The 20,933-nt window shown below is 53.6% G+C and carries 21 protein-coding genes; 20 read left to right on the plus strand and 1 reads right to left on the minus strand.

The window, feature by feature from the left end; translation table 11 throughout:
- Positions 1-111: 111 nt before the first annotated feature.
- From asnC to phoU, 20 genes are all read left to right on the plus strand, one after another.
- A complete protein-coding gene (asnC, locus tag OTG14_RS15650) occupies positions 112-570 on the plus strand; it encodes a transcriptional regulator AsnC (protein WP_024907891.1) in 459 nt (152 codons plus the stop codon).
- A 90-nt stretch (positions 571-660) separates the two neighbouring features.
- Positions 661-1,110 (plus strand): FMN-binding protein MioC, encoded by a 450-nt coding sequence (gene mioC, locus OTG14_RS15655; RefSeq protein ID WP_023309786.1) that lies wholly within the window; start codon positions 661-663, stop codon positions 1,108-1,110.
- A gap of 374 nt (positions 1,111-1,484) precedes the next feature.
- Positions 1,485-3,374: a tRNA uridine-5-carboxymethylaminomethyl(34) synthesis enzyme MnmG gene (mnmG, locus tag OTG14_RS15660; protein ID WP_024907889.1), complete on the plus strand. Its 1,890-nt coding sequence runs from the start codon at positions 1,485-1,487 to the stop codon at positions 3,372-3,374.
- A gap of 107 nt (positions 3,375-3,481) precedes the next feature.
- Positions 3,482-4,105, plus strand: coding sequence for a 16S rRNA (guanine(527)-N(7))-methyltransferase RsmG (gene rsmG / locus OTG14_RS15665; RefSeq protein ID WP_024907888.1), 624 nt, complete (start codon positions 3,482-3,484; stop codon positions 4,103-4,105).
- 616 nt (positions 4,106-4,721) lie between these two features.
- A complete protein-coding gene (atpI, locus tag OTG14_RS15670; protein ID WP_023333920.1) occupies positions 4,722-5,102 on the plus strand; it encodes a F0F1 ATP synthase subunit I in 381 nt (126 codons plus the stop codon).
- An 8-nt stretch (positions 5,103-5,110) separates the two neighbouring features.
- Positions 5,111-5,926, plus strand: a complete 816-nt coding sequence (atpB, locus tag OTG14_RS15675) for a F0F1 ATP synthase subunit A (protein ID WP_008500193.1) — start codon at positions 5,111-5,113, stop codon at positions 5,924-5,926.
- A gap of 49 nt (positions 5,927-5,975) precedes the next feature.
- Positions 5,976-6,215, plus strand: a complete 240-nt coding sequence (gene atpE, locus OTG14_RS15680; protein ID WP_000429386.1) for a F0F1 ATP synthase subunit C — start codon at positions 5,976-5,978, stop codon at positions 6,213-6,215.
- Between the two features lie 48 nt (positions 6,216-6,263).
- The gene (atpF, locus tag OTG14_RS15685; RefSeq protein ID WP_014072436.1) at positions 6,264-6,734 is read left to right on the plus strand and encodes a F0F1 ATP synthase subunit B; all 471 of its coding nucleotides are present in this window, start codon (positions 6,264-6,266) and stop codon (positions 6,732-6,734) included.
- 14 nt (positions 6,735-6,748) lie between these two features.
- Positions 6,749-7,282, plus strand: a complete 534-nt coding sequence (atpH, locus tag OTG14_RS15690; RefSeq protein ID WP_267215340.1) for a F0F1 ATP synthase subunit delta — start codon at positions 6,749-6,751, stop codon at positions 7,280-7,282.
- Positions 7,283-7,294: 12 nt separating this feature from the next.
- Positions 7,295-8,836, plus strand: coding sequence for a F0F1 ATP synthase subunit alpha (atpA, locus tag OTG14_RS15695; protein WP_006808751.1), 1,542 nt, complete (start codon positions 7,295-7,297; stop codon positions 8,834-8,836).
- A gap of 51 nt (positions 8,837-8,887) precedes the next feature.
- Positions 8,888-9,751: a F0F1 ATP synthase subunit gamma gene (gene atpG / locus OTG14_RS15700; RefSeq protein WP_024907886.1), complete on the plus strand. Its 864-nt coding sequence runs from the start codon at positions 8,888-8,890 to the stop codon at positions 9,749-9,751.
- Positions 9,752-9,782: 31 nt separating this feature from the next.
- The gene (gene atpD / locus OTG14_RS15705) at positions 9,783-11,165 is read left to right on the plus strand and encodes a F0F1 ATP synthase subunit beta (RefSeq protein WP_006177559.1); all 1,383 of its coding nucleotides are present in this window, start codon (positions 9,783-9,785) and stop codon (positions 11,163-11,165) included.
- Positions 11,166-11,185: 20 nt separating this feature from the next.
- Positions 11,186-11,605 carry a F0F1 ATP synthase subunit epsilon gene (locus tag OTG14_RS15710; RefSeq protein WP_006177560.1) on the plus strand — a complete coding sequence of 140 codons (420 nt, stop codon included), beginning with the start codon at positions 11,186-11,188 and terminating at the stop codon, positions 11,603-11,605.
- 138 nt (positions 11,606-11,743) lie between these two features.
- Positions 11,744-13,114 (plus strand): bifunctional UDP-N-acetylglucosamine diphosphorylase/glucosamine-1-phosphate N-acetyltransferase GlmU, encoded by a 1,371-nt coding sequence (gene glmU, locus OTG14_RS15715; protein ID WP_090420275.1) that lies wholly within the window; start codon positions 11,744-11,746, stop codon positions 13,112-13,114.
- Positions 13,115-13,352: 238 nt separating this feature from the next.
- Positions 13,353-15,182 (plus strand): glutamine--fructose-6-phosphate transaminase (isomerizing), encoded by a 1,830-nt coding sequence (gene glmS / locus OTG14_RS15720; RefSeq protein ID WP_267215341.1) that lies wholly within the window; start codon positions 13,353-13,355, stop codon positions 15,180-15,182.
- A gap of 321 nt (positions 15,183-15,503) precedes the next feature.
- On the plus strand, positions 15,504-16,544 hold the full coding sequence (pstS, locus tag OTG14_RS15725) for a phosphate ABC transporter substrate-binding protein PstS (RefSeq protein ID WP_024907884.1): 1,041 nt from the start codon (positions 15,504-15,506) through the stop codon (positions 16,542-16,544).
- 128 nt (positions 16,545-16,672) lie between these two features.
- Positions 16,673-17,632, plus strand: coding sequence for a phosphate ABC transporter permease PstC (gene pstC / locus OTG14_RS15730; protein WP_024907883.1), 960 nt, complete (start codon positions 16,673-16,675; stop codon positions 17,630-17,632).
- Entirely contained in the window at positions 17,632-18,522 is an 891-nt protein-coding gene (gene pstA, locus OTG14_RS15735; RefSeq protein ID WP_024907882.1) for a phosphate ABC transporter permease PstA, read from the plus strand. Before pstC ends, pstA begins: the two co-directional genes overlap by 1 nt.
- A gap of 47 nt (positions 18,523-18,569) precedes the next feature.
- On the plus strand, positions 18,570-19,343 hold the full coding sequence (gene pstB / locus OTG14_RS15740; protein ID WP_008500183.1) for a phosphate ABC transporter ATP-binding protein PstB: 774 nt from the start codon (positions 18,570-18,572) through the stop codon (positions 19,341-19,343).
- A gap of 26 nt (positions 19,344-19,369) precedes the next feature.
- Positions 19,370-20,095: a phosphate signaling complex protein PhoU gene (gene phoU, locus OTG14_RS15745; RefSeq protein WP_008500182.1), complete on the plus strand. Its 726-nt coding sequence runs from the start codon at positions 19,370-19,372 to the stop codon at positions 20,093-20,095.
- An 85-nt stretch (positions 20,096-20,180) separates the two neighbouring features.
- On the opposite strand, the gene yieH is transcribed toward phoU, so the two are convergent.
- A complete protein-coding gene (gene yieH / locus OTG14_RS15750) occupies positions 20,181-20,846 on the minus strand; it encodes a 6-phosphogluconate phosphatase (RefSeq protein WP_267215342.1) in 666 nt (221 codons plus the stop codon).
- Positions 20,847-20,933 lie beyond the last annotated feature (87 nt).

The following is a 20,933-nucleotide window of genomic DNA, read 5'->3' on the forward strand; positions in this document are numbered from 1 at the left end:
AGAAATGGCATCACATTCAATAACTCATCAACAAAAAGCCACCTTCACTTTTGATTCGATAAAATTAAACGCTAGAATAGAGTGATTCATTAATCTTCATAAGAAAAAGCTATGGAAAATTATCAGATCGACAATCTCGACCGCGGCATTCTGGAGGCGTTAATGGCCAATGCCCGTACCGCCTACGCCGAACTGGCGAAACAGTTTGGCGTCAGCCCGGGAACCATTCACGTTCGCGTAGAGAAAATGAAGCAGGCGGGGATCATTACCGGCGCACGCATTGACGTCAGTCCTAAACATCTGGGTTACGACGTCTGCTGCTTCATTGGCATCATTCTTAAAAGCGCCAAAGACTATCCTTCCGCCCTGGCGAGACTAAACGCGCTGGATGAAGTCACCGAGGCGTATTACACCACCGGGCACTACAGCATCTTTATTAAAGTCATGTGCCGATCCATCGACGCCCTCCAGCAGGTACTTATCAACAAGATCCAAACAATCGATGAAATTCAGTCCACCGAAACCCTGATCTCCCTGCAAAACCCGATCATGCGTACCATCCGCCCGTGATCGGGCAAATTCATTCCCACATTTTCCACAGGTAGATCCCAGCTCGCTCACAGCGTACAATGGCCGTCTCTTTATCCAGGCGAGCGATCAATGGCGGACATTACCCTTATCAGCGGCAGCACCCTTGGTGGTGCGGAATACGTAGCGGAACATCTGGCTGAAAAGCTGGAAGATGCGGGCTTTTCCACGGAAACCCTGCACGGCCCGTTGCTGGAAGATCTCCCGACTGACGGGGTCTGGCTGCTGATCACCTCCACGCACGGCGCGGGCGATCTGCCGGATAACCTGCAACCTTTATATGACGAACTGCTGGAACAGCAGCCCGACCTGTCAAACGTCCGTTTTGGCGCAGTGGGGATCGGCAGTCGCGAATATGACACCTTTTGCGGGGCAATAGAGAAAGTCGAAGCCGCTGTCACCTCCTGCGGAGCAAAACAGCTGGGTGAAACGCTCAAGATCAACATCCTCGATCATGACATTCCGGAGGATCCAGCCGAGATCTGGCTCGCGGAATGGAAAAATTTACTCAAAAACGATTAAAGATCGCGCGAACAGATGTGGATAACTCTGGTTAAAAGCTCGTATTAACCCGTAGTTATCCAAAGAACAACCGTAGCGTCGTTTTTGGCCTGTGCATAAAGTCGCGATCTGATCCCAGCTTATACGGTCCAGGATCACCGATCATTCACAGCAAACGATCCTTTCTAACTGCATGATCTTCTTTATGAGATCGGACTTATCCACACAGGTTCGCGATCCTAATAAGAGATCACAATAGAACAGATCTCTAAATAAAAAGATCTTCTTTTTAATAGCCCAGGATCCCAATGCTTTCTCGAAAGACTAAAGTTGAGTAGAATCCACGGCCCGGGCTTCAATCCATTTTCATACCGCTTTACGCGAGGCAGACCACCATGTTTTATCAGGATCCTTTTGACGTCATCATCATTGGCGGGGGTCACGCAGGCACTGAGGCCGCAATGGCCGCAGCGCGAATGGGTCAGCAGACCCTGCTTTTGACACACAATATCGACACGCTGGGACAAATGTCCTGTAATCCGGCGATTGGCGGCATTGGGAAAGGACACCTGGTAAAAGAAGTGGATGCACTTGGCGGCCTGATGGCGAAAGCGATCGATCGGGCTGGCATCCAGTTTAGGATACTAAACGCGAGTAAAGGCCCCGCTGTCCGTGCGACCCGTGCTCAGGCAGACCGCGTACTTTACCGTCAGGCGGTGCGTACCGCCCTGGAGAACCAGCCGAACCTGATGATCTTCCAGCAGGCGGTTGAAGATCTTATCGTTGAGAACGATCGCGTCGTGGGTGCCGTGACCCAGATGGGTCTCAAATTCCGCGCGAAAGCCGTGGTGCTGACCGTGGGCACATTCCTGGACGGTAAAATTCATATCGGTCTGGATAACTACAGTGGTGGCCGTGCTGGCGATCCGCCGTCTATTCCACTGTCTCGTCGTCTGCGCGAACTGCCACTGCGCGTTAGCCGCCTGAAAACAGGCACGCCGCCGCGTATTGATGCGCGCACCATTGATTTCAGCGTGCTGGCGCAACAGCACGGTGATAACCCAATGCCGGTCTTCTCGTTCATGGGCAATGCGGCACAGCATCCGCAGCAGGTACCGTGCTACATCACGCATACCAACGAGAAAACCCATGACGTGATCCGCAATAACCTCGATCGTAGCCCCATGTATGCTGGCGTGATCGAAGGGATCGGTCCACGCTACTGTCCGTCGATCGAAGACAAAGTGATGCGCTTCGCCGATCGCAACCAGCACCAGATCTTCCTGGAGCCGGAAGGGCTGACCTCAAACGAAATTTACCCGAACGGCATCTCCACCAGCCTGCCGTTCGACGTGCAGATGCAAATTGTTCGCTCAATGCAGGGTATGGAGAACGCAAAAATCGTTCGCCCTGGCTACGCTATTGAGTACGATTTCTTCGATCCGCGTGACCTGAAGCCGACCCTGGAGAGCAAATTCATCCACGGTCTGTTCTTCGCGGGTCAGATTAACGGCACCACCGGCTACGAAGAAGCGGCTGCACAGGGCCTGCTTGCCGGCCTGAACGCTGCGCGCTTCTCTGCCGAGAAAGAAGGCTGGGCACCCGGCCGTTCTCAGGCGTACCTGGGCGTGCTGGTTGACGATCTCTGCACGCTGGGTACCAAAGAACCGTACCGTATGTTTACCTCTCGCGCAGAATATCGCCTGATGCTGCGTGAAGATAACGCCGACCTGCGTCTGACCGAAATGGGCCGTGAACTCGGTCTGGTCGATGACGAACGCTGGGCGCGCTTCAACGAGAAGCTGGAACGCATTGAACAGGAACGTCAGCGTCTGAAAACCACCTGGGTGAATCCGCAGGCGGAAACTGCTGCCGAAGTAAACGCTCACTTAACAGCACCGCTGTCGCGCGAGGCCAGCGGGGAAGATCTGCTGCGCCGTCCTGAAGTCACCTACGAGAACCTGGTCAAACTGACCGCGTTCGCGCCGGGCCTGGAAGACGCTGAAGCGGCAGAGCAGGTTGAGATCCAGGTGAAGTACGAAGGTTACATCGCGCGTCAGCAGGATGAGATCGAAAAACAGCAGCGTAACGAAAACACGCTGCTGCCGGAAATGCTGGACTACCGCCAGGTGACGGGCCTTTCTAACGAAGTGATCGCCAAGCTGAACGATCACAAACCGGTGTCGATCGGTCAGGCGTCCCGCATCTCGGGGGTTACCCCTGCGGCGATTTCGATCCTGCTGGTCTGGCTGAAAAAGCAAGGTATGCTGCGCCGCAGCGCGTAATTGACATTGCTTTTGGCGGGTGGCGCTTCGCTTACCCGCCCTACTTATTCGTAGGCCCGGTAAGCGGCAGCGCCACCGGGCGAAAAATCTCTAAACAGGTATTCACCGTGCTCAACAAACTCTCTCGTCTGCTGGATCAGGCAGGTATTTCGCTCACCGATCACCAGAAAAATCAGCTGGTGGCCTATGTCGATATGCTGAACAAATGGAACAAAGCGTACAACCTGACGTCTGTTCGCGACCCCAACGAGATGCTCGTCCGCCATATACTCGATAGCATCGTGGTTGCCCCATGGTTGAAAGGTGAGCGTTTCATCGACGTGGGTACGGGTCCAGGTTTACCGGGCGTTCCGCTGTCGATTGTTCGCCCTGAGAGCCATTTCACGCTGCTGGACAGCCTCGGCAAGCGCGTGCGCTTTTTACGTCAGGTACAGCATGAGCTGAAGCTTGAGAACATTACGCCCGTGCAGAGCAGGGTAGAGGAGTTCCCGGCAGAGCCGCCGTTTGACGGGGTTATCAGCCGCGCGTTTGCTTCGCTCAATGACATGGTGAGCTGGTGTAAGCACTTGCCTGCGGAGAACGGCCGCTTTTATGCGCTGAAAGGGCAGTTGCCAGGCGATGAGATTGAACAGCTTCCAGACGGTTTTGCTGTCGAGTCTATTGAGAAATTACAGATTCCTCAGCTCGAAGGTGAACGCCATCTGGTGATAATTAAGCCAAACAATTTTTAAAAAATTAATAAAAAATGTGGAATTCGTGCTGTTCTTATCATGTTAAAAAACAGCACAACTACCAGGGTTTTATCGGGGAGCTTTTAACCTCTACTTCACTAAGGTTTTTCTTCCAGTTAACGTAGCGCCTATTATTCACCGAGAAGATAGTCATCTGTGAAAATATAAGTCTGCTAAAAGTGGAAGGCAGTAACCAGAACGTAATGTTAATTATTTATTAAGAATGTCAATAAAAGGTTTTTATTGTGTACTGGGCTGTTTTGAAAATAGTTGCGACATTTTGTGTTTAATTTCATAAAGATAAATTTTCGTGATTTGCGCCTTTGATAAATACAACCTTATCGCAAATGTGTGTTTTGTGATCTCGTGCACGCTTTATCGACAACGTTTTCGCGCTGTTTGCAGTTTTGGTCGAAGGTTGACGCTTTCAGCGAAAGTTAAAAAATAGCGGTGGGGAAAAATATTTAAACATTTATTCACCTTTTCGCTACTTAATGTTTGAAATCACGGGTGCGCACCGTATAATTTGACCGCTTTTTGATGCTTGACTCTGAGCCTTAAAGGACGTTTTATACGACACGCGGCATACCTCGAAGGGAGCAGGAGTAAAAACGTGATGTCTGTGTCGCTCTTGAGTAGAAACGTTGCTCGTAAGCTTCTGTTCGTTCAGTTTCTGGCTGTGATAGCAAGTGGACTGCTGTTTAGCCTCAAAGACCCCTTCTGGGGCATCTCCGCCGTGTGCGGGGGTTTGGCGGTTGTGCTGCCAAACGTGTTGTTTATGATTTTTGCCTGGCGTCATCAGGCGCATACACCCGCCAAAGGCCGCGTGGCTTGGTCCTTCGCCCTCGGCGAAGTGTGTAAGGTGTTGCTGACCTTTGCTCTACTGGTGATGGCGCTGGCGGTTTTGAAAGTGGTCTTCATGCCGCTGATAGCAACGTGGGTTTTGGTGCTGGTGGTACAAGTTCTGGCTCCAGCTGTAATCAATAACAAAGGGTAAAAGGCATCATGGCTTCAGAAAATATGACGCCGCAGGATTACATAGGTCACCATCTGAATAACCTTCAGCTGGACCTGCGTACATTCTCGCTGGTGGATCCACATAACCCCCCGGCCACCTTCTGGACGATCAACATCGACTCCATGTTCTTCTCGGTGGTTTTGGGTCTTCTGTTCCTGGCCATGTTCCGCGGTGTTGCTAAACGAGCGACCAGCGGTGTACCAGGGAAATTCCAGACCTTCATCGAAATGATCATCGGCTTCGTCCATGGCAGCGTCAAAGACATGTACCATGGCAAGAGCAAGCTGATTGCTCCGCTGGCGCTGACCGTGTTCGTTTGGGTCTTCCTGATGAACCTGATGGACCTGCTGCCAATCGATCTGCTGCCGTTTATCGGCGAGCACATCTTCGGCCTGCCTGCACTGCGTGTTGTACCGTCTGCGGACGTGAACATCACCCTGTCGATGGCGCTGGGCGTGTTTATCCTGATTCTTTTCTACAGCATCAAAATGAAAGGCGTAAGCGGCTTTGTGAAAGAGCTTACCTTGCAGCCGTTCAACCACTGGGCGTTTATTCCGGTCAACCTGATCCTGGAAGGCGTTAGCCTGCTGTCCAAACCTGTTTCACTGGGTCTGCGACTGTTCGGCAACATGTATGCGGGTGAGCTGATTTTCATTCTGATCGCGGGTCTTCTGCCGTGGTGGTCACAGTGGGTTCTGAATGTGCCGTGGGCCATTTTCCACATCCTGATCATTACGCTGCAAGCCTTTATCTTCATGGTTCTGACGATCGTCTATCTGTCGATGGCGTCTGAAGAGCACTGATTTTTTACCAACACTACTACGTTTTAATTGAAACAAACTGGAGACTGTCATGGAAAACCTGAATATGGATCTGCTGTACATGGCTGCCGCTGTGATGATGGGTCTGGCGGCTATCGGTGCTGCGATCGGTATCGGCATCCTCGGGGGCAAATTCCTGGAAGGCGCAGCGCGTCAACCTGATCTGATTCCTCTGCTGCGTACTCAGTTCTTTATCGTTATGGGTCTGGTGGATGCTATCCCAATGATCGCTGTAGGTCTGGGTCTGTACGTGATGTTTGCTGTCGCGTAGTAGTAGTTTTAAAACCCTAAGCCACAGAAATTAAAGAGGTATTGTGCTGTGAACATGAACGCAACAATCCTCGGCCAGGCCATCGCGTTTATTCTCTTTGTCTGGTTCTGCATGAAGTATGTATGGCCGCCTTTAATGGCTGCCATCGAAAAACGTCAGAAAGAAATTGCTGACGGTCTGGCTTCTGCAGAACGCGCTAAGAAAGATTTGGACCTTGCACAGGCCAACGCGACAGACCAGCTGAAAAAAGCGAAAGCGGAAGCTCAGGTAATCATCGAACAGGCTAACAAACGCCGTTCGCAGATCCTGGACGAAGCCAAAGCTGAAGCAGAACAGGAACGTACTAAGATCGTGACACAGGCTCAGGCAGAAATTGATGCTGAGCGTAAACGTGCTCGTGAAGAACTGCGTAAGCAGGTTGCGATTCTGGCTGTTGCTGGCGCCGAGAAGATCATCGAACGTTCCGTGGATGAAGCTGCTAACAGCGACATCGTGGACAAACTTGTCGCTGAACTGTAAGGAGGGAGGGGCTGATGTCTGAATTTGTTACGGTAGCTCGCCCCTACGCCAAAGCAGCTTTTGACTTTGCTGTCGAACACCACAATGTCGATCGCTGGCAGGATATGCTGGCGTTTGCCGCTGAGGTGACGAAAAACGAACAAATGGCTGAGTTGCTTTCCGGTGCGTTAGCACCTGAAACTGTCGCCGCGTCGTTTATCGCCGTGTGCGGAGAGCAACTGGATGCCAACGGCCAGAACCTGATTAAGGTGATGGCAGAAAATGGTCGTCTCCGTGTGCTCCCGGATGTTCTCGAGCAGTTTGAGCACTTACGTGCCCTTAGTGAAGCAACCGCTGAAGTTGAAGTGACTTCTGCGACTGAACTGAGTAACGAACAGCTTGCGAAAATCACCGCCGCGATGGAAAAACGTCTGTCACGCAAAGTTAAGCTGAATTGCAAAATCGATAAGTCTGTAATGGCAGGCGTAATCATCCGCTCGGGTGATATGGTCATTGATGGCAGCGTACGCGGCCGTCTTGAACGCCTTGCAGACGTCTTGCAGTCTTAAGGGGACTGGAGCATGCAACTGAATTCCACCGAAATCAGCGAACTGATCAAGCAGCGCATTGCTCAGTTCAGTGTTGTGAGTGAAGCTCACAACGAAGGTACTATTGTTTCTGTAAGTGACGGTGTTATCCGCATCCACGGCCTGGCCGATTGTATGCAGGGTGAGATGATTTCCCTGCCGGGTAACCGTTACGCTATCGCACTGAACCTGGAGCGCGACTCCGTAGGTGCAGTTGTGATGGGTCCATACGCTGACCTCGCCGAAGGCATGAAGGTTAAGTGTACTGGCCGTATTCTGGAAGTACCGGTTGGCCGTGGCCTGCTGGGTCGCGTTGTTAACACCCTGGGTGCGCCAATCGACGGTAAAGGTCCGGTTGAGCACGATGGCTTCTCCCCAATCGAAGTTATCGCACCAGGCGTTATCGACCGTCAGTCCGTAGATCAGCCTGTTCAGACAGGTTATAAGTCCGTTGATGCCATGATTCCAATCGGTCGTGGTCAGCGTGAACTGATCATCGGTGACCGTCAGACCGGTAAAACCGCGATGGCTATCGACGCCATCATCAACCAGCGTGACTCCGGCATCAAATGCGTGTACGTGGCCATCGGCCAGAAAGCGTCCACCATTTCTAACGTGGTTCGTAAACTGGAAGAACACGGCGCACTGTCTAACACCATCGTTGTGGTAGCAACTGCGTCTGAATCTGCTGCACTGCAATACCTGGCGCCATACGCCGGTTGCGCAATGGGCGAATACTTCCGTGACCGCGGTGAAGATGCACTGATCGTATACGATGACCTGTCTAAACAGGCTGTTGCTTATCGTCAGGTTTCCCTGCTGCTCCGTCGTCCACCTGGACGTGAAGCGTTCCCTGGCGACGTATTCTACCTCCACTCTCGTCTGCTGGAGCGTGCTTCCCGCGTTAACGCGGAATACGTCGAGAACTTCACCAAAGGTGAAGTGAAGGGTAAAACGGGCTCTCTGACCGCGCTGCCGATCATTGAAACCCAGGCGGGTGACGTTTCTGCGTTCGTTCCGACCAACGTAATCTCCATTACCGATGGTCAGATCTTCCTGGAAACCAACCTGTTTAACTCCGGTATTCGTCCGGCAGTTAACCCGGGTATCTCCGTATCCCGTGTTGGTGGTGCTGCTCAGACCAAGATCATCAAGAAACTGTCCGGTGGTATCCGTACCGCGCTGGCACAGTATCGTGAACTGGCTGCGTTCTCTCAGTTCGCATCCGATCTGGACGAAGCAACCCGTAAACAGCTGAGCCACGGTCAGAAAGTGACCGAGCTGCTGAAGCAGAAACAGTACGCACCAATGTCTGTTGCTCAGCAGGGCCTGGTTCTGTTCGCGGCTGAACGCGGTTACCTCGAAGATGTGGAACTGGCGAAAATCGGTAGCTTCGAAGCCGCTCTGCTGGCTTACGTCGACCGTGATCACGCTCCGCTGATGCAAGAGATCAACCAGACCGGTGGCTATAACGACGAAATCGAAGGCAAGCTGAAAGCTATCCTCGATTCCTTCAAAGCAACCCAATCCTGGTAATCGTCCGGCGGCTTGTCTCAGGACAAGCCGCCTGGCATTGAGGAGAAGCTCATGGCCGGCGCAAAAGAGATACGTAGTAAGATCGCAAGCGTCCAGAACACGCAAAAGATCACTAAAGCGATGGAGATGGTCGCCGCTTCCAAAATGCGTAAATCGCAGGATCGCATGGCGGCCAGCCGTCCTTATGCAGAAACCATGCGCAAAGTGATTGGTCACCTTGCAAACGGTAATCTGGAATATAAGCACCCTTACCTGGAAGAACGCGACGTTAAGCGCGTGGGCTACCTGGTGGTGTCGACCGACCGTGGTCTGTGTGGCGGCTTGAACATTAACCTGTTCAAAAAACTGCTGGCGGATATGAAAGCATGGTCTGAAAAAGGCGTTCAGTGCGATATCGCAATGATCGGCTCTAAAGGCGTCTCTTTCTTTAACTCCGTTGGCGGCAACATTGTCGCTCAGGTGACCGGTATGGGTGATAACCCGTCCCTGTCCGAACTGATCGGCCCGGTTAAAGTGATGTTGCAGGCTTATGATGAAGGCCGTCTGGACAGACTGTACGTTGTCAGCAACAAATTCATTAACACCATGTCTCAGGTTCCAACGCTCACGCAGATGCTGCCGTTACCGGCATCAGAAGATGGCGAGCTGAAGCAAAAAACCTGGGATTACCTGTATGAACCCGATCCGAAACCGCTGCTGGATACCCTGCTGCGTCGTTACGTTGAATCTCAGGTTTATCAGGGCGTTGTAGAAAACCTGGCCAGCGAGCAGGCCGCACGAATGGTGGCGATGAAAGCCGCGACCGATAATGGCGGCAGCCTGATTAAAGAGCTGCAGTTGGTTTACAACAAAGCTCGTCAGGCCAGCATTACTCAGGAACTCACCGAGATCGTCTCGGGGGCCGCCGCGGTTTAACCAGGTTTACGAATTACGTAGAGGATTCAAGATGGCTACTGGAAAGATTGTCCAGGTAATCGGCGCCGTGGTGGACGTCGAGTTCCCTCAGGACGCCGTACCACGCGTGTACGACGCGCTTGAGGTACAGAATGGTAACGAGAGCCTGGTGCTGGAAGTTCAGCAGCAGCTCGGCGGCGGTATCGTGCGTACCATCGCGATGGGTTCTTCCGACGGTCTGCGTCGTGGTCTGGAAGTAAAAGACCTTGAGCACCCGATCGAAGTCCCGGTAGGTAAAGCAACACTGGGTCGTATCATGAACGTATTGGGTCAACCAATCGACATGAAAGGCGACATCGGTGAAGAAGAGCGTTGGGCTATCCACCGCGCGGCACCTTCCTACGAAGAGCTGTCCAGCTCTCAGGAACTGCTGGAAACCGGTATCAAAGTTATCGACCTGATGTGTCCGTTCGCGAAGGGCGGTAAAGTCGGTCTGTTCGGTGGTGCGGGCGTAGGTAAAACCGTAAACATGATGGAGCTGATCCGTAACATCGCGATCGAGCACTCCGGTTACTCTGTGTTTGCGGGCGTAGGTGAACGTACTCGTGAGGGTAACGACTTCTACCACGAAATGACCGACTCCAACGTTCTGGACAAAGTATCCCTGGTTTACGGCCAGATGAACGAGCCACCAGGAAACCGTCTGCGCGTTGCGCTGACCGGTCTGACTATGGCTGAGAAATTCCGTGACGAAGGCCGTGACGTTCTGCTGTTCGTTGATAACATCTATCGTTACACCCTGGCCGGTACTGAAGTATCTGCACTGCTGGGTCGTATGCCTTCAGCGGTAGGTTATCAGCCTACGCTGGCGGAAGAGATGGGTGTTCTTCAGGAACGTATCACCTCTACCAAAACCGGTTCTATCACCTCCGTTCAGGCGGTATACGTACCTGCGGATGACTTGACTGACCCATCACCAGCCACCACCTTTGCGCACTTAGATGCAACCGTGGTACTGAGCCGTCAGATCGCGTCTCTGGGTATCTACCCGGCCGTTGACCCGCTGGACTCCACCAGCCGTCAGCTGGATCCACTGGTTGTTGGTCAGGAACACTACGACACCGCGCGTGGCGTACAGTCCCTGCTGCAGCGTTACCAGGAACTGAAAGACATCATCGCCATCCTGGGTATGGATGAACTGTCTGAAGAAGACAAACTGGTGGTAGCACGTGCGCGTAAGATCCAGCGCTTCCTGTCCCAGCCATTCTTCGTTGCGGAAGTATTCACCGGTTCTCCGGGTAAATACGTTTCCCTGAAAGACACCATCCGTGGCTTTAAAGGCATCATGGAAGGCGAATACGATCACCTGCCGGAGCAGGCGTTCTACATGGTTGGTTCCATCGACGAAGCCGTGGAAAAAGCCAAAAAACTTTAACGCCTTAATCGGAGGGTGATATGGCAATGACTTACCACCTGGACGTCGTCAGCGCAGAGCAACAAATGTTCTCTGGTCTGGTCGAGAAAATCCAGGTAACGGGTAGTGAAGGTGAACTGGGTATCTTCCCGGGTCACGCACCGCTGCTCACCGCCATTAAGCCTGGTATGATCCGCATCGTTAAACAGTTCGGTCACGAAGAGTTTATCTATCTGTCTGGCGGCATTCTTGAAGTGCAGCCTGGCAGTGTGACCGTTCTGGCCGATACCGCTATCCGTGGCCAGGATCTCGACGAAGCGCGAGCCCTGGAATCGAAGCGTAAGGCTGAAGAGCACATTAGCAGCTCTCATGGTGACGTGGATTACGCTCAGGCGTCTGCGGAGCTGGCCAAAGCGATCGCGAAACTGCGCGTTATCGAGTTGACCAAAAAAGCGATGTAACACCGGCTTGAAAAGCACAAAAGCCAGTCTGGATACCAGGCTGGCTTTTTTTTTCGGCCTTAATTCATGATGAAAAAGATGTAGAATTTTAAGCATCAAACGTTTTTACTTCTCACTCAAACTACCGTCAGGATGCGTATGTCAAACAGTGCGATGAGCGTGGTGATCCTTGCCGCAGGCAAAGGAACCCGCATGTATTCCGATCTGCCTAAGGTGCTCCACACGCTTGCAGGAAAGCCAATGGTGCAGCATGTCATTGATGCAGCGAATGAACTGGGTGCGAGTCAGGTCCACCTGGTCTACGGCCACGGTGGAGATCTGCTTAAAAAGACGCTGAGCGATGACAAGCTCAACTGGGTGCTTCAGGCCGAACAGTTGGGTACAGGCCATGCGATGCAGCAGGCAGCGCCTTTCTTTGCGGATGACGAAGACATTTTGATGCTCTACGGCGATGTCCCGCTGATCTCCGTTGAAACACTGACTCGCCTGCGTGCAGCCAAACCGCAGGGCGGCATCGGTTTGTTGACCGTCGTGCTGGACGATCCGAGCGGTTATGGCCGCATCACCCGTGAAAACGGTAACGTCACGGGTATTGTTGAGCATAAAGATGCCAGCGACGAACAGCGCAAGATTCAGGAGATCAACACCGGTATCCTGATTGCCAATGGCGCGGATATGAAGCGCTGGCTGTCCAAACTCAACAACAACAACGCGCAGGGTGAATACTACATCACCGACATCATTGCGATGGCGTACCACGAAGGGCGTGAAATTGCCGCCGTTCATCCGGCGCGCATCAGCGAAACGGACGGTGTGAACAACCGCCTGCAGCTTTCTCGTCTTGAGCGTATTTATCAGTCCGAGCAGGCTGAAAAACTGCTGCTGGCGGGCGTGATGCTGCGCGATCCGGCGCGTTTCGATCTGCGTGGTTCGTTATCTCACGGGCGTGACGTTGAGATTGATACTAACGTTATCCTCGAGGGTAACGTGACGCTGGGCAACCGCGTCAAAATTGGCACCGGCTGCGTGATTAAAAACAGCGTCATCGGTGACGACTGCGAAGTCAGCCCGTACAGCGTGGTGGAAGATGCCCGTCTGGATGCCGCCTGTACCATCGGCCCGTTTGCACGTCTGCGCCCGGGCGCTGAGCTGCTGGAAGGCGCTCACGTGGGTAACTTCGTGGAAATGAAAAAAGCGCGTCTGGGTAAAGGCTCGAAAGCCGGTCATCTGACCTATCTTGGCGACGCGGAAATTGGCAATAACGTGAATATTGGTGCAGGGACGATTACCTGTAACTATGACGGCGCGAATAAGTTTAAAACCATCATCGGTGATGACGTGTTCGTTGGCTCCGATACGCAGCTGGTGGCGCCTGTTACCGTGGGTAACGGGGTGACCATTGCCGCCGGAACAACCGTCACGCGCGATGTGGCCGAGAACGCGCTGGTGTTAAGCCGCGTTCCGCAGGTCAGCAAGCAGGGCTGGAAACGCCCGGTGAAGAAAAAGTAACGGATTTACCCCTCACCCTAACCCTCTCCCCACAGGGGAGAGGGGATCGTTCGGTGCGGTGTTTTTCTCCCTCGCCCCTTTGGGGAGAGGGCCGGGGTGAGGGGATAATATAATCCTCCCCCCACAAGCAGTACCCATAAAAATAACCCCACTCTCTACAAGGCTCGGGGCGCCCGGAAAGGGCAAATACAGGTCAGCGACAACGCAGGCATAATGCCTAAATTCGGAATCTAAAATTATGTGTGGAATTGTTGGCGCAGTTGCGCAGCGTGATATTGCTGAAATCCTTCTCGAAGGTTTACGTCGTCTGGAATACCGTGGTTACGACTCAGCCGGTCTGGCTGTCGTCGATGCAGAAGGCCATATGACCCGTCTGCGTCGTCTCGGAAAAGTGCAGATGCTGGCCCAGGCCGCGGAAGAACATCCGCTGCGCGGTGGTACCGGTATTGCGCACACCCGCTGGGCGACGCACGGTGAACCGTCTGAAGGTAACGCGCACCCGCATGTGTCTGAACACATCGTGGTCGTGCACAACGGCATTATCGAAAACCACGAACCGCTACGCGAAGAACTGAAAGCGCGCGGCTACACCTTCGTCTCTGAAACTGACACCGAAGTGATTGCTCACCTGGTGCACTGGGAGCTGGAGCAGGGCGGCACACTGCGTGATGCGGTGCTGCGTGCTATCCCTCAGCTGCGCGGTGCGTACGGTACGGTGATCATGGATTCCCGCGACCCGTCCACGCTGCTGGCCGCGCGTTCCGGTAGCCCGATGGTTATCGGTCTGGGCATGGGCGAAAACTTCATCGCTTCTGACCAGCTGGCGCTCCTGCCGGTTACCCGTCGCTTTATCTTCCTCGAAGAGGGTGATATCGCGGAAGTGACTCGCCGCAGCGTGACCGTGTTCGATACCAAAGGCGAGCAGGTGAAACGTCAGGAGATCGAATCGAATCTGCAGTACGACGCGGGCGATAAAGGCGCTTACCGTCACTACATGCAGAAAGAGATTTACGAGCAGCCAAACGCCATCAAAAACACCCTGACCGGGCGCATCAGCCACGGTGAAGTGGATCTGAGCGAGCTGGGTGCAAACGCGAACGAACTGCTCGGCAAGGTTGAGCACATTCAGATCGTGGCCTGCGGCACCTCCTACAACTCCGGTATGGTTTCTCGCTACTGGTTTGAATCCCTGGCGGGCGTGCCGTGCGATGTGGAAATCGCGTCTGAATTCCGCTATCGCAAATCTGCGGTGCGTCGTAACAGCCTGATGATCACCCTTTCCCAGTCTGGCGAAACGGCGGACACGCTTGCCGCGCTGCGTCTCTCTAAAGAGCTGGGTTACCTGGGCTCACTGGCCATCTGCAACGTTCCTGGCTCTTCCCTGGTGCGTGAATCCGATCTGGCGCTGATGACCAAAGCAGGCACCGAAATCGGCGTGGCCTCCACCAAAGCGTTTACCACGCAGCTGACCGTTCTGCTGATGCTGGTGGCGAAGCTGGCGCGTCTGAAAGGCGAAGATGCTTCCGTTGAGCACGACATCGTTCACGGCCTACAGGCGCTGCCGAGCCGCATTGAGCAGATGCTGTCTCAGGACAAACGCATTGAAGCGCTGGCGGAAGACTTCTCTGATAAACATCACGCCCTGTTCCTGGGTCGTGGCGATCAGTATCCGATTGCGCTGGAAGGCGCGCTGAAGCTGAAAGAGATCTCCTACATTCACGCTGAAGCCTATGCGGCAGGCGAGCTGAAACACGGCCCGCTGGCGCTGATTGACGCGGATATGCCGGTCATCGTTGTGGCACCAAACAACGAACTGCTGGAAAAACTGAAATCTAACATCGAAGAAGTCCGCGCCCGCGGTGGTGTCCTGTACGTCTTCGCCGACAAAGATGCCGGTTTTGTCAGCAATGACAACATGCACATCATCGAGATGCCGCATGTGGAAGAGGTGATTGCACCCATCTTCTACACCGTTCCGCTGCAGCTGCTGGCCTATCACGTGGCGCTGATCAAAGGCACCGACGTCGACCAGCCGCGTAACCTGGCGAAATCGGTTACCGTAGAATAATCCCTTCAGGCTCCACCTTCGGGTGGAGCTTTTTTATCCTGCCTGGTTTGTTTTTCATCAATCCTTTCTCATTTTTAATAATGACAATTTGTCATCTTCAGCTACTTTTTTCAGTGTCACATAAAGAAAATATTTCTGAAAACGTCTTGTCATAAAAGTGGCTAATGCATTGAAATATAATATTTATTTTGCTTGTTTTTAAGTGAAATTTCCATTGTCATAAAACTGTCATAATTCGTACATTTATCTGTCACCTGTTTGTCCTATTTTGCTCATCGTAGCCACTAAACAACGATTTACGAAAATCTTGCAGGAGACATTATGAAAGTTATGCGTACCACTGTCGCAACTGTTGTCGCCGCGACCTTATCTCTGAGCGCGTTCTCTGTATTTGCAGAAGCAAGCCTGACTGGCGCTGGTGCAACCTTCCCTGCGCCGGTGTATGCCAAATGGGCGGATACCTACCAGAAAGAAACTGGTAACAAGGTTAACTATCAGGGTATCGGCTCCTCCGGTGGCGTGAAACAAATTACCGCGAACACGGTTGATTTCGGCGCATCAGACGCTCCGCTGTCTGATGACAAACTGGCTCAGGAAGGCCTGTTCCAGTTCCCGACCGTGATCGGTGGCGTGGTCCTGGCCATCAACCTGCCGGGCGTGAAGTCGGGCGAGCTGGTGCTGGACGGCAAAACCCTGGGTGACATCTACCTGGGCAAAATCAAAAAATGGGATGACGAAGCGATCGCCAAACTCAACCCAGGCCTGAAGCTGCCTTCTCAGAACATCGCCGTGGTTCGCCGCGCGGATGGTTCCGGTACCTCTTTCGTGTTCACCAGCTACCTGGCAAAAGTGAACGAAGAGTGGAAATCTAAAGTCGGCTCCGGCTCTACCGTTAACTGGCCAACCGGTCTGGGCGGTAAAGGTAACGACGGTATCGCTGCGTTCGTACAGCGTCTGCCTGGCTCCATCGGCTACGTAGAGTATGCGTATGCGAAGCAGAACAACCTGTCCTACACCAAACTGGTTTCAGCCGACGGCAAACCGGTTAGCCCAACCGAAGAGAACTTTGCTAACGCAGCGAAAGGCGCTGACTGGAGCAAATCGTTCGCGCAGGATCTGACTAACCAGAAAGGCGAAGGTGCATGGCCAATCACCTCTACCACCTTCATCCTGGTTCACAAAGAGCAGAAGAAACCTGAGCAGGGCACCGAAGTGCTGAAGTTCTTCGACTGGGCATACAAAAACGGCGGCAAACAGGCTAACGCTCTGGATTACGCCACCCTGCCGGACAACGTGGTTGAGCAGATTCGCGCTGCATGGAAAACCAACGTGAAAGACAGCAGCGGTAAAGCGCTGTACTAACAGGATATATTTAACGAAGATGGCGGGTGGCGCTGCGCTTACCCGCCCTACGGTTTAAGCTGTAGGCCCGGTAAGCGTTAGCGCCACCGGGCATATTCGTAAAAACGTCTCAAACAGAAGAGTAATTTATGGCTGCAACCAAGCCTGCATTTAACCCTCCGGGTAAAAAAGGTGACATGATTTTCAGCGCGCTGGTTAAACTGGCTGCGCTGATTGTGCTATTGCTGCTGGGCGGCATTATCGTGTCTCTGATTTTCTCCTCATGGCCGAGCATCCAGAAATTCGGTTTCTCCTTCCTGTGGACCAAAGAGTGGGACGCGCCGAACGACATCTACGGTGCCCTGGTGCCGATTTACGGCACGTTGATGACCTCGTTCATCGCCCTTCTGATTGCGGTTCCGGTAAGCTTTGGTATTGCCCTGTTCCTGACGGAACTGGCGCCGGGCTGGCTGCGGCGCCCGCTGGGTATTGCCATCGAACTGCTGGCAGCCATTCCAAGTATCGTCTACGGCATGTGGGGCCTGTTCATCTTTGCTCCGCTGTTCGCCACATACTTCCAGGAACCGGTCGGTAACGTTCTTTCTGCCATTCCGTTTGTGGGGGCCCTGTTCTCTGGCCCGGCTTTCGGTATTGGCATTCTGGCGGCAGGTGTGATCCTCGCCATCATGATTATTCCGTACATTGCGGCGGTTATGCGCGATGTCTTCGAACAAACGCCGGTGATGATGAAAGAGTCGGCCTACGGTATCGGCTGCACCACCTGGGAAGTGATCTGGCGCATCGTCCTTCCGTTCACCAAAAATGGGGTGATCGGGGGCGTGATGCTGGGCTTAGGTCGTGCGTTGGGTGAAACCATGGCGGTCACCTTTATCATCGGTAACACCTACCAGCTCGACAGCGCGTCGCTCTATATGCCGGGTAACAGTATTACCTCGGCGCTGGCGAATGAATTTGCGGAAGCGGAATCGGGGCTGCACGTGGCGGCGCTGATGGAGCTGGGTCTGATTCTGTTCGTTATCACCTTCATTGTTCTGGCGATTTCCAAGCTGATGATTATGCGTCTCGCTAAAAATGAGGGGGCACGCTAATGGCTACTCTCGAAATGCAAGCAACCGCTGAACTGGCGGAATCTCGCCGTAAAATGCAGGCCAGACGCCGCATGAAAAACCGCATTGCCCTGACGCTCTCTATGGCGACGATGGCATTCGGCCTGTTCTGGCTGGTCTGGATCCTCTTCTCGACGGTCGTTCGCGGAATTGACGGAATGTCACTGTCGCTGTTCACCGAAATGACGCCGCCGCCGAACACGGCGGGTGGTGGCCTGGCGAATGCCCTGGCGGGCAGCGGACTGCTGATCCTCTGGGCGACGGTCTTTGGCACGCCGCTGGGCATCATGGCGGGCATCTACCTGGCAGAATACGGTCGTAAATCCTGGCTGGCGGAAGTCATTCGCTTCATCAACGATATTCTGCTGTCTGCACCGTCTATCGTCGTGGGTCTGTTTGTTTACACCGTGGTGGTGGCGCAGATGGAACACTTCTCTGGCTGGGCGGGCGTGATTGCACTGGCGCTGCTGCAGGTGCCGATTGTGATTCGAACCACCGAGAACATGCTGAAACTGGTGCCGGACAGCCTGCGTGAAGCGGCTTATGCGCTGGGTACGCCGAAATGGAAGATGATCTCGGCGATTACGCTGAAGGCATCGGTCTCTGGGATCATGACCGGTATCCTGCTGGCGGTGGCGCGTATCGCGGGTGAAACGGCGCCGCTGCTGTTTACGTCCCTCTCCAATCAGTTCTGGAGCACGGACATGATGCAGCCGATCGCCAACCTGCCGGTGACGATCTTTAAATTTGCGATGAGCCCCTTCGCGGAATGGCAGCAGCTGGCCTGGGCCGGGGTGCTGATCATTACCCTTTGCGTACTGTTGCTGAACATTCTGGCGCGCGTCATTTTCGCGAAGAAGAAACACGGTTAATTTTTTACGGCGCGACAGCTCGCGGCGCCGAATGAGGAAATGAGTCAATGAGTATGGTTGATACTGCCCCGGGTAAGATTCAGGTTCGTGATTTGAACTTCTACTACGGCAAATTCCATGCCCTGAAGAACATCAACCTGGATATCGCCAAGAACCAGGTCACGGCATTTATCGGTCCGTCCGGCTGTGGGAAATCCACGCTGCTGCGTACCTTTAACAAAATGTATTCGCTCTATCCGGAGCAGCGTGCTGAAGGGGAAATCATCCTCGACGGCGAAAACATTCTGACCCAGGCTCAGGATATTGCCCTGCTGCGCGCCAAAGTGGGGATGGTGTTCCAGAAACCCACACCGTTCCCGATGTCCATTTATGACAACATCGCCTTTGGCGTTCGCCTGTTTGAAAAGCTCTCCCGTGCCGATATGGACGAGCGCGTGCAGTGGGCTTTGACCAAGGCCGCATTATGGAACGAAACCAAAGATAAGTTGCACCAGAGCGGTTACTCTCTCTCCGGTGGTCAGCAGCAGCGTCTGTGCATTGCGCGCGGTATTGCGATTCGCCCTGAAGTGTTGCTGCTGGATGAGCCGTGTTCAGCGCTGGACCCGATCTCAACCGGCCGCATTGAAGAGCTGATCACCGAGCTGAAGCAGGATTACACCGTGGTTATCGTGACCCATAACATGCAGCAGGCTGCACGTTGTTCCGATCACACGGCGTTTATGTACCTGGGTGAATTGATTGAGTTCAGCAACACGGACGATCTGTTCACTAAGCCCGCGAAGAAACAAACCGAAGATTATATTACTGGCCGCTACGGTTGATTTGCCTTAGTGCATGTGGAGAAACCATGGACAACCTCAATCTTAATAAACATATTTCAGGCCAGTTCAACGCAGAGCTGGAAAGCATCCGCACGCAGGTAATGACCATGGGTGGCATGGTTGAGCAGCAGCTTTCTGATGCAATTACGGCAATGCACAACCAGGACAGCGAGCTGGCGAAGCGCGTCATTGAAGGCGACAAAAACGTCAACATGATGGAAGTCGCTATCGACGAGGCCTGTGTGCGCATTATCGCGAAGCGTCAGCCGACGGCGAGCGACCTGCGTCTGGTGATGGCGATCATCAAAACCATCGCCGAGCTGGAGCGTATTGGTGACGTGGCGGATAAAATCTGCCGCACCGCGCTGGAGAAGTTCTCTCAGCAGCACCAGCCGCTGCTGGTGAGTCTGGAGTCGCTGGGCCGTCACACCGTGCAGATGCTGCACGACGTGCTGGATGCCTTTGCGCGTATGGACCTGGACGAAGCGGTGCGTATCTACCGTGAAGACAAGAAGGTCGACCAGGAGTATGAAGGCATCGTGCGTCAGCTGATGACCTACATGATGGAAGATTCCCGTACGATCCCAAGCGTACTGACTGCCCTGTTCTGCGCGCGCTCCATCGAGCGTATCGGCGACCGCTGCCAGAACATTTGCGAATACATTTTCTACTTCGTGAAAGGTCAGGACTTCCGTCACGTGGGCGGCGACGAGCTGGACAAGCTGCTGGCGGGTAAAGATCCAAAAGAGTAATGTTTGTGGCGGGTGGCACTAGCGCTTACCCGCCATACTAGCCCTGTAGGCCGGATAAGCGTTAGCGCCATCCGGCTTTGTTTTTTCAGCGAGTAATATCCCACCCGCGCGCCTTCCACAGCGCGGGCAACTGCGCCAGATCGGTGAAGGTCGTGACTTTTGGATGATCGATCGGCTTGTTGTGCGGGTCGGCGCAGAAGTAAAACACCTCCATTCCCGCATCAATCCCCGACTGCGCGCCCGCAGACGAGTCATCCACCAGAATGCAGTTCTCTACGTTGACGCCCATCGCTTTCGCCGCATGGAACATCAGCGCCGGGTCCGGCTTCCAGCGCTGGATATCGTAGCCACTGAACAGTTTTTCCGGGAAGTGGTGCAGCATCTCAAGCTTGCCCAGCGAGTGCTGCATTTTGCTGACCGGGCCGTTAGAGACCACGCAGATTGGTACCGTCATCGCATCCAGCAGCGCGTTTGCGCCCGGAATCACCTCCAGCTCCGAATCGAACAGGCGTGCAACCTCGGCGCGGTACACCGGTTCCAGAGCCGCTTTCTCCAGAACGACGCCGTGTTCTTCGTTAATGATGTCGATGATCTCGTAGAGCTTCACGCCCTTAAAGCGTTTAAACACCTCTTCGAGTTCCAGCGTAATGCCAAATTCCTGGAACATGGCCACATACGCGCGGGAACAAATGACCTCACTGTCGACCAGCGTACCGTCGCAGTCGAAAAATACCGCTTCAATTCCGGACATGCCTTTCCCTTTTAACCAGTTTAACGTTTACGTACGGCAGTTAGCCGAAACGCAATCGTTGCCGTATAAGCAAATTCAATGAAAAAA

It is taken from the genome of Enterobacter pseudoroggenkampii, assembly GCF_026420145.1.
Classification (GTDB): Bacteria; Pseudomonadota; Gammaproteobacteria; order Enterobacterales; family Enterobacteriaceae; genus Enterobacter; species Enterobacter pseudoroggenkampii.

What these genes read in the sequence shown, in the direction of transcription:
- asnC (WP_024907891.1), top strand. Translation starts at nt 112, where the DNA reads ATGGAAAATTATCAGATCGACAATCTCGACCGCGGCATTCTGGAGGCG.
- mioC (WP_023309786.1), top strand. Translation starts at nt 661, where the DNA reads ATGGCGGACATTACCCTTATCAGCGGCAGCACCCTTGGTGGTGCGGAA.
- mnmG (WP_024907889.1), top strand. Translation starts at nt 1,485, where the DNA reads ATGTTTTATCAGGATCCTTTTGACGTCATCATCATTGGCGGGGGTCAC.
- atpI (WP_023333920.1), top strand. Translation starts at nt 4,722, where the DNA reads ATGTCTGTGTCGCTCTTGAGTAGAAACGTTGCTCGTAAGCTTCTGTTC.
- atpB (WP_008500193.1), top strand. Translation starts at nt 5,111, where the DNA reads ATGGCTTCAGAAAATATGACGCCGCAGGATTACATAGGTCACCATCTG.
- atpE (WP_000429386.1), top strand. Translation starts at nt 5,976, where the DNA reads ATGGAAAACCTGAATATGGATCTGCTGTACATGGCTGCCGCTGTGATG.
- atpH (WP_267215340.1), top strand. Translation starts at nt 6,749, where the DNA reads ATGTCTGAATTTGTTACGGTAGCTCGCCCCTACGCCAAAGCAGCTTTT.
- atpA (WP_006808751.1), top strand. Translation starts at nt 7,295, where the DNA reads ATGCAACTGAATTCCACCGAAATCAGCGAACTGATCAAGCAGCGCATT.
- atpG (WP_024907886.1), top strand. Translation starts at nt 8,888, where the DNA reads ATGGCCGGCGCAAAAGAGATACGTAGTAAGATCGCAAGCGTCCAGAAC.
- atpD (WP_006177559.1), top strand. Translation starts at nt 9,783, where the DNA reads ATGGCTACTGGAAAGATTGTCCAGGTAATCGGCGCCGTGGTGGACGTC.
- OTG14_RS15710 (WP_006177560.1), top strand. Translation starts at nt 11,186, where the DNA reads ATGGCAATGACTTACCACCTGGACGTCGTCAGCGCAGAGCAACAAATG.
- glmU (WP_090420275.1), top strand. Translation starts at nt 11,744, where the DNA reads ATGTCAAACAGTGCGATGAGCGTGGTGATCCTTGCCGCAGGCAAAGGA.
- glmS (WP_267215341.1), top strand. Translation starts at nt 13,353, where the DNA reads ATGTGTGGAATTGTTGGCGCAGTTGCGCAGCGTGATATTGCTGAAATC.
- pstS (WP_024907884.1), top strand. Translation starts at nt 15,504, where the DNA reads ATGAAAGTTATGCGTACCACTGTCGCAACTGTTGTCGCCGCGACCTTA.
- pstC (WP_024907883.1), top strand. Translation starts at nt 16,673, where the DNA reads ATGGCTGCAACCAAGCCTGCATTTAACCCTCCGGGTAAAAAAGGTGAC.
- pstA (WP_024907882.1), top strand. Translation starts at nt 17,632, where the DNA reads ATGGCTACTCTCGAAATGCAAGCAACCGCTGAACTGGCGGAATCTCGC.
- pstB (WP_008500183.1), top strand. Translation starts at nt 18,570, where the DNA reads ATGAGTATGGTTGATACTGCCCCGGGTAAGATTCAGGTTCGTGATTTG.
- phoU (WP_008500182.1), top strand. Translation starts at nt 19,370, where the DNA reads ATGGACAACCTCAATCTTAATAAACATATTTCAGGCCAGTTCAACGCA.
- yieH (WP_267215342.1), bottom strand. Translation starts at nt 20,846, where the DNA reads ATGTCCGGAATTGAAGCGGTATTTTTCGACTGCGACGGTACGCTGGTC.